The following is a 6,479-nucleotide window of genomic DNA, read 5'->3' on the forward strand; positions in this document are numbered from 1 at the left end:
TCCAGGGTGCGCGCCCTGGCTTGGCGATCGCCCAGGCCCTGGTGCAGCGTCAGCACTTCGACGATCTGCTGCTCGATCGTGTGCAGCGGATTGAGCGACGTCATCGGCTCCTGGAAGATCATGGTGATCTTGTTGCCGCGCACGCGGCGCAATGCCTTCTCGTCGGTGGCGAGCAGGTCGGCGCCCTGGAACAAGATCTTTCCCGATGGATGGCTGGCAGCCGGATAGGGCAGCAGCTTCAGCACCGACAGCGCCGAGACCGACTTGCCGGAGCCGGATTCGCCGACCAGCGCCACCGTCTCGCCCTTGGCGATGTCGAAGGAGATGTGGTCGACGGCCATCGATTGGCGGCCTTCCTGCGCGAAGGCTACGCTGAGATCGCGCACGGAGAGGAGGGGGGCTTCGCTCATCTGAACGTCTTGCGCGGATCGAAGGCGTCGCGGGTCGCTTCGCCGACGAAGACCAGCAGCGACAGCATCAGCGAGATGACGACGAAGCCGGAAATGCCCAGCCATGGCGCGTTGAGGTTGCGCTGCGCCTGCTTCAGGAGCTCGCCCAGCGACGCCGAGCCGGGGGGCAGGCCGAAGCCAAGGTAGTCGAGCGAGGTCAGCGTCGAGATCGAGCCGCTGAGCAGAAAGGGCAGGAAGGTAAGCGTCGCCACCATGGCGTTTGGCAACAGGTGCCGGAACATGATGGTGCCATTGGGTACGCCGAGCGCGCGGGCGGCGTTGACATATTCGAAGTTGCGGGCGCGCAGGAACTCGGCCCGCACCACGCCGACCAGCGCCACCCAGGAGAACAGCAGCATCAGCCCAAGCAGGATGAAGAAGCCGGGCGGCAGGATGGCGGCGACGATCAGCAAGAGATAAAGCACCGGGATCGCCGACCAGATCTCTATGAAGCGCTGGAACAGAAGGTCGGTCCAGCCGCCGAAATAGCCCTGCAATGCCCCGGCCGTCACGCCGATCAGCGCCGAACCCGCGGTGAGGATCAGGCCGAACAGCACCGAGACCCTGAATCCGTAGATGACGCGCGCCAGCACGTCGCGTGCCTGGTCGTCGGTGCCCAGCCAGTTCCAGTTGCCGACAACGCAATTGGGATCGGCGGCGCCTTGCGGATACTGATTGCAACGTGTCTTGACGTCATAGAGCCAGGACGGCTTGGTGGGCGCCGCCTCGGGGATCGCGTTGTTGACGGTTCGGTAGGAGTAGCGGACCGGCGGCCAGATCATCCAGCCATGGGCATTGATCTCGTCCTGGATGACCGGGTCACGATAGTCGGTGACCGCATAAAAGCCGCCGAACTTCTCCTCGGGATAAGCGACCAGGACCGGAAACAGGATCTCGCCCTTGTAGGAAACGAGGACCGGCTTGTCGTTGGCGATCCATTCGGAAAACAGCGACAGCACGAAAAGCACGAGAAAGATCCACAACGACCAATAGCCTCGCCGGTTGGCCCTAAAATTCTGCAGGCGCCGCTGGTTGAGCGGCGACAGCCAGGGCCGGGCAATCCGGTCCGGCGCCGTTTCGGCTGCGGCCCCGGTCATCAGACGTCTCTTCGCTCGAAGTCGATGCGCGGGTCGACCCAGGTATAGATCAGGTCGGACAGGAGCCCGACAATCAGGCCAAGCAGCGAGAAAATGTAGAGATTGGCGAACACCACCGGGTAGTCGCGCTCGACCACCGACCTGAAACCGAGCAGGCCGAGGCCGTCGAGTGAAAAGATGTTCTCGATCAGCAGCGAACCGGTGAAGAACGCCGAGATGAAGGCGCCGGGAAAGCCGGCAACGACGATCAGCATTGCGTTGCGGAAGACGTGTCCGTAGAGAACCTGCCGTTCCGACAGGCCCTTGGCGCGCGCGGTCACCACATACTGTTTGCGAATTTCCTCGAGGAACGAATTCTTGGTCAGCAGCGTCGTGGTGGCGAAGGCCGACAGCACCAGCGCCGTCAGCGGCAAGGTCATGTGCCAGAGATAGTCGACGATCCGCGCCGGCCAGGACAGCTGGTCCCAATTGTCGGAGGTGATGCCTCGCAGCGGAAACCAGTCATAGAAGGATCCGCCGGCAAACAGCACCATCAGCAGGATGCCGAACAGGAAGCCCGGAATGGCGTAGCCGACAATGACGACGCCGCTGGTCCATACGTCGAATGCCGAGCCGTCCTTGACTGCCTTGCGGATGCCGAGCGGGATCGAGATCAGGTAGGACAGCAGCGTGATCCACAGCCCGATCGAGATCGATACCGGCATCTTCTCCAGGATCAGATCGATCACCGAGATGTCACGGAAATAGCTGTCGCCGAAATCGAACCGGATATAGTTCCACAGCATCATGCCGAAGCGCTCGAGCGGTGGCTTGTCGAAGCCGAACTGCTTTTCCAGCTTGGCGATGAATTCGGGGTCGAGCCCCTGCGCGCCGCGATATTTCGAACCGACGTCGCCGGCCACGTCGAAATTGCTGGCGCCTGCGTCGCCACCGCCACCGCCAAGGCGATCGCTGCCGCCCTGGTTGGTCAGCCTGGCGATGACCTGCTCGACCGGCCCGCCCGGCGCGAACTGGATGACGGCGAAGGACACCGCCATGATGCCGAACAGGGTCGGGATCATCAGCAGGATGCGGCGCAGGACATAGGCGCCCATCAGGCTCTCTGCCTTGCTTGAGCGAAAATCTCAGGCTTTGCCAATCTTTGCCGCCTTGTCCTTGTCGAACCACCACAGCGCCTCGACCGGAAAGCCGAAATCAGGCTTCTGCTCGGGAAAGCCGAACATGTCCCAATAGGCTACTCGGTGATTCGCGAGATAATATGTTGGAATCCAGTCTAGCCGCGCGCGCAAGACGCGATCGAGTGCTTTGAGCGCCGTGACCAGTTCGATCCGGCTTTGCGCCTTGCCGGCTGCCTCGATCAGCGCATCGATGGCCTTGCTTTCCGTACCGGGATAGTTGCGCATTCCCGGCGTTTTCGCCATCCGGGAATCATAGAGTATCTCCAGGCCGTCGGCAGTCGGCGTCGCCCCGATCGACCAGGCGAGCAGGGTGAAATCGAAGTCGAAATTGCTCTGCCGCTGTTCATACTGCGTCGAATCGACCTGCCGGATCGAAACGTCGATGCCGATCGTTTTCATGTTCTCGGCCCACGGCGAGAAAAGCCGAACGATGCCATCGTCCTCGGCCAGCATTTCCACCCGCAGCCGCTCGCCCTTTTCATTGACGACGAAATTGCCCGCCCGCTTCCAGCCGGCTTCGGCAAGCAGTCTCGAAGCCGCGCGCAGCAGCTTACGGTCGTGGCCCGAACCGTCGGAGACAGGCTGCATCACCGCTTCGCCGAACGTTTCCGGCGGCAGCTCGGCTCGAAACGGCTCCAGCAGGGCCAACTCCTCGGCCGAGGGCAGGCCCTCGGCCTTGTAATCCGACCGTTCGAAGTTCGATTGCGAGCGCTCGTAGGCGCCGTAAAACAAAACCCGCCTGGTCCATTCGAAATCGAAGCAATTGGCAATCGCTCGTCTGACGCGCACATCGCGGAATTGCGCACGGCGCTGGTTCAGCGCGACAGCCTGCATGGATGGCGTTTTCTCGCCGGGAAATTCGCGTTTGACGACCCTGCCGTCCTTCAGCGCCGGGAAGTCGTAACCGGTCGCCCATACCCGCGAGGTAAATTCCTCGCGAAAATGCGTGTCCCCCTTTTTCAAGGCTTCGAACGCTGCCTGGCGATTGATGTAAAAATCGATACGGATGCGGTCGAAATTATAGAGGCCGCGGTTCACGGCCAGATCCCTGCCCCAATAGTCGGCGACGCGTTCATATTCGACAGTCTGCCCGGCCGCCACGCGCCCTATTTTGTATGGGCCGGAACTGAGCGGCGGTTTCATCGTCGAGGCATCGAATTCGTTGACCGTATAGAAGGCCTTGGACACGATCGGCATTGCCACGATCGCGAGGATATTTTGCGCCGACTGTTTGCCGCTGAAGGTGAGGTCGACGGTAACCGGATCGACCGCGACCGCTTCCGTCATATGCCGCAACACCTGGGAGAGGTTCGGGTGGCCCTTGTCCTTGTAAACCTTCAATGCGAAGGCGACGTCCTCCGCCGTCAGTGGCGAGCCGTCGTGGAAGCGCGCTTGCGGTCGCAGGTTGAAGCGGAAGCCATTGCGGTCCGGCGATAAGGTGACGGACACGGCAAGCCGGCCATAGACCGCATCCGGCTCATCGAGTGCGCTTGCCATCAGCGAATCGAAACAGAGTTCGGTGCGCGGCGGCGATTCCCCCCTCAACACCAGGGAATTCAGCGTGTTGAACGTCAGGAAGCTCTGATTGAAGGTGGAGTTCGGCGGTGCGAAATTCATCTGGCCGCCCTTGGGCGCGTCCGGATTGACATAGTCGAAATGTGTGAAACCTGGAGGATATTTGAGGTCGCCGAAGGCCGACAGGCCGTGCAGCTTTACGCCGGTCGGGATGGCGGCGAAGGCCCGGCCGGGCAGCAAAGCTGCCGCCGTGGCCGCGGCACCGAGGGCCAGAAAGTCGCGGCGGGCCAGAGAGTTGCGGCAGGGGAGCGCCGCCATCAATTGCCACTCTTGTATTTTGCCGCCAGCGCCTTTTCCTTGTCCGGATCGATCCACCAGGAATTCTGGTCGACGCCGCTATAGGCCGGCTGCTTCTCCGGGATGCCGAATTTGTTCCAGTAGGCGATACGAATTTTTCCCAAGTGCCACTGTGGGATCATGTAGTAGTTCCAGAGCAGCACGCGGTCCAGTGCGTGGGTGGCCGCTATGAGATCGTCCCGATCGGTGGCAAAGATCACTCGGTCGATGAGGGCGTCGACGATCGGGTTCTTGATCCCTGCCAAATTGCGTGACCCGGATGTATCGGCTGCAGTGGAGCTGAAGAAATCCCGCTGTTCGTTACCCGGCGAATTGGATTGCTGGAAGCCGGCAACCGCCAGCATATCGAAATCGAAGGCGCGGGTCCGGTTCGTGTACTGGCTGTCGTCAACGATGCGCAGCGTGGCATCGATGCCGAGACGTCTGAGATTGTCAATCAAGGGCCCGGCGACGCGTTCGTCTACGGGGTCGTTGCCGAGAAATTCGATCCTGAACGGTTCGCCGGTCTTTTCGTTGACGAGCTTGCCGCCGCGATTGACCCAACCCGCTTGCTTGAAGAGGTCATAGGCCTTCCGAAGATTTTCACGCCCCGACTGCGGCGTGGTGTAGACGGGCAGCTTGAACTCCTGGGTGAACAGTTCGGGCGGCAGCTTGTCGCGATATTGCTGCAGGATTTCCAGCTCCTTGCCCTGCGGCAGACCGCTTGAGGCTAAATCGCCACCTTCGAAATAACTGTCCGTGCGCGTATAGGCGCCGAAGAAGATGGTGCGGTTCATGCTCTCGAAATCATAGGCGTAGGTCAGAGCCTGGCGCACGCGCACGTCCTGAAAGAGCGGCCGGCGCGTGTTCATCACGTAGGCCTGCATGGGTTCCGGCGAGGTTGTGGGATATTCCGCTTTTCTGACGTCCCCCGCTTTGATGGCGGGAAAGGTGTACTCGACTGCCCATCTCTGGGCCCGTGACTCAACGCGAAAATCCTCAAAGCCGCCCTTGGTGAAGGCCTGCCAAGAGGCATTGTCGTCGAGAAAGTAGCTGAAACGCTGCCTGTCGAAATTCTCTCGCCCGATCTTCACCGGCAGCTTGGCACCCCAGTAGTCCGGCACGCGCTGCCAGACGATCTCAGTGCCAGGCTTGAAGCTGGCGATCTTGTAGGCGGCCGAGCCGAGCGGCGGCTCCTGCGTCGGCCTGGTGATATCGCGCTTCTTGCCGTTGGCGTCGGTGCCTTCCCACCAGTGCTTCGGCAGCACCACCAGATCGCCGAGGATCTTCGGCAGCTCCCGATTGCCCTTCTGGTCGAAATGGAACTCGACCTCGCGGTCCGAGATCGCGACGGCATCGGTTACGTTCTCGAAATAGCGGCTGTACATCGGGCTGTTGGCCTTCAGCACCTGAAACGACCAGATCACGTCGTCGGTGGTGATCGGCTTGCCGTCGTGCCACTTGGCCCGCGGATCGAGACGGTAGGTCGCCGAGGAATAGTCGTCCGGATGTTTGTAGGCGTCGGAGATCAGCGGATGGCTGACGCTGCCTTCGTCGGTCGCCTGCTCCATCAGCGTATCATAGAGCAGGCCGCCGCCGAACGGGACGAAGCCGGCGGCGAAGGAACCCTGGATGATATAGGGATTGAAGCTGTCGAACGTGCCGAGCACCACCGAATTTAGGGTACCGCCCTTCGGCGCGTCCGGATTGACGTAGTCGTAGCGCTGGAAGTTGTTGCCGTATTTGGATTCACCGATCAGCGACGAGGTGGTGCGCCATTCGTCCGCGAAGGCTGCCTGCAGGCCGCCGGCGAAAGCCGCCACAACCAGCGTCGATCTGAGAAACGTTCGGCCAACCGTCATGCCTTCTCCTCTGCGCGATAGTGTCAGCCGACAATCTAGTTC

At 61.3% G+C, this 6,479-nt stretch carries 5 protein-coding genes; all 5 read right to left on the reverse strand.

All coding sequences use genetic code 11. From position 1 onward, the window contains the following. A partial coding sequence (locus EOA86_RS17435) for an ATP-binding cassette domain-containing protein (protein ID WP_128342789.1) occupies positions 1 to 410 on the reverse strand: 410 nt, incomplete at its 3' end. Further along, entirely contained in the window at positions 407 to 1,546 is a 1,140-nt protein-coding gene (locus EOA86_RS17440; protein WP_128342791.1) for an ABC transporter permease, read from the reverse strand. The genes EOA86_RS17440 and EOA86_RS17435, both read right to left, overlap by 4 nt. Beyond that, positions 1,546 to 2,640 carry a microcin C ABC transporter permease YejB gene (locus EOA86_RS17445; RefSeq protein WP_128342793.1) on the reverse strand — a complete coding sequence of 365 codons (1,095 nt, stop codon included), beginning with the start codon at positions 2,638 to 2,640 and terminating at the stop codon, positions 1,546 to 1,548. Before EOA86_RS17445 ends, EOA86_RS17440 begins: the two co-directional genes overlap by 1 nt. 30 nt (positions 2,641 to 2,670) lie before the next feature. Further along, the gene (locus EOA86_RS17450) at positions 2,671 to 4,557 is read right to left on the reverse strand and encodes an extracellular solute-binding protein (RefSeq protein WP_128342795.1); all 1,887 of its coding nucleotides are present in this window, start codon (positions 4,555 to 4,557) and stop codon (positions 2,671 to 2,673) included. Continuing rightward, positions 4,557 to 6,437, reverse strand: coding sequence for an extracellular solute-binding protein (locus EOA86_RS17455; RefSeq protein ID WP_128342797.1), 1,881 nt, complete (start codon positions 6,435 to 6,437; stop codon positions 4,557 to 4,559). The genes EOA86_RS17450 and EOA86_RS17455 overlap by 1 nt, the downstream gene beginning before the upstream one ends. Positions 6,438 to 6,479: the final 42 nt, after the last annotated feature.

This window comes from Mesorhizobium sp. M5C.F.Ca.IN.020.32.2.1 (assembly GCF_004023105.1).
Classification (GTDB): Bacteria; Pseudomonadota; Alphaproteobacteria; order Rhizobiales; family Rhizobiaceae; genus Mesorhizobium; species Mesorhizobium wenxiniae.